Origin of the sequence: Mesorhizobium sp. B283B1A (assembly GCF_020165735.1) — a bacterium.
GTDB lineage: Bacteria > Pseudomonadota > Alphaproteobacteria > Rhizobiales > Rhizobiaceae > Mesorhizobium > Mesorhizobium opportunistum.
In genome coordinates this window covers 1-1,206 of sequence record NZ_JAIUIQ010000090.1, presented here as the reverse complement: position 1 = coordinate 1,206, position 1,206 = coordinate 1, and the positions used below count along the sequence as shown (strand labels likewise).

2 protein-coding genes are annotated in these 1,206 nt (G+C 60.7%); both read right to left on the bottom strand.

Going from position 1 to position 1,206, the window contains the following annotated elements; all coding sequences use genetic code 11:
- On the bottom strand, positions 1-224 hold a 224-nt coding region (locus tag LB577_RS33015; RefSeq protein WP_224690564.1), incomplete at its 3' end, for a hypothetical protein.
- 60 nt (positions 225-284) lie between these two features.
- On the bottom strand, positions 285-983 hold the full coding sequence (locus LB577_RS33010) for a M15 family metallopeptidase (RefSeq protein WP_224690563.1): 699 nt from the start codon (positions 981-983) through the stop codon (positions 285-287).
- Positions 984-1,206: the final 223 nt, after the last annotated feature.

The window sequence follows — 1,206 nt, the reverse complement described above, 5'->3', positions numbered from 1 at the left end:
CCGAACTGGACAGATGCGGCGACCAGTACGCCGAGCAGTTTCTTGAAATGAGGTTTGGTCATTTCTGCCTCCGTTGAACCCGCGCCAAATCTACCGAATTGATAGAAATTAGATGCATTGAATGTTGCCTTTTTCGTCCTCCTGGAGAAAATATTAGATGAGATTTCGTGCTGCGGAGAAATTTCTTCCTCTCGACGCTCAAGGCGGACTCTGATGCCCGCCATGCGGCCTACCTAGACATGCATGGTGGCTAGGCAAGAGCGCTTTGGGTTGGGTCCGGCACGTTATTTGGCGCTGACCGGAAAATCGAAGCGCCGGATCGGGAACGGTTCATTGGCCAGCGTAAAGTGCCACCATTCGCGGGCATAGTTCTTGAAGCCACCGGCGCGCATGGCATCGACAAGCAATTTGCGGTTTGCCGCCGCTTCGCGGCCGAGCGGGCGGTGCGACGTCTCGCTCAACGGATCGAAACAATCGAAGCCGGTGCCGAAATCGAGTGTAACCGCATCGATGGCGCCGCAGGTTGGCTTCGACGCGGGTGGGCCGTCGGCTCGCGCGATGGCGACGTCGAGCGTCGAGCCACGCGAATGGCTGGACAGTTCACCGACATAGCCCTTGGCGATGAGGTCGCCGCGCTTGACCTTCGGATACCATTGCGGGTCAGGCGGTCCGCCTTGCCTCGTCCATTGACCCATGTCGGCGACGGCGCGGGCAGGGCGGTAGCAGTCGAAGACGACCAGCGTCAGGCCATCGGCGGCAATTGCCTTCTGGACGCCGGAGAGTGCGTTTGCTGCCTGTTCGGTCAGGATGCAGACGGGCGCTTCATAGCCGCTCGCCTTGCGGTGAAGGAAGTTCTCGTGGCCGGCGTAGCGGATGTCCTGGCCGATGGTGGGATCGACATCGGCGAGCCGGACGAAACCAGCGGGGAGGGGGCCGGCGTGTGCGGGGAGAGGGATTGTCGCGACGAGGATTGCTGCCAGCATTGAGGCTACTGGCAGTCGAGGCTTGGGCGAGGCGCCCCCCTCTGTCCTGCCGGACATCTCCCCCTCAAGTGGGGAGATTGGCAGCTTTGGCGTCTTGCTCAACCATCGATAATTGGCGAAAGCGGCAAGGACATCCAATCTCCCTCCTTGAGGGGGAGATGTCCGGCAGGACAGAGGGGGGCGCCTCGCGACTAGCATCAGAAGGTATATCTCGCTATTCGCT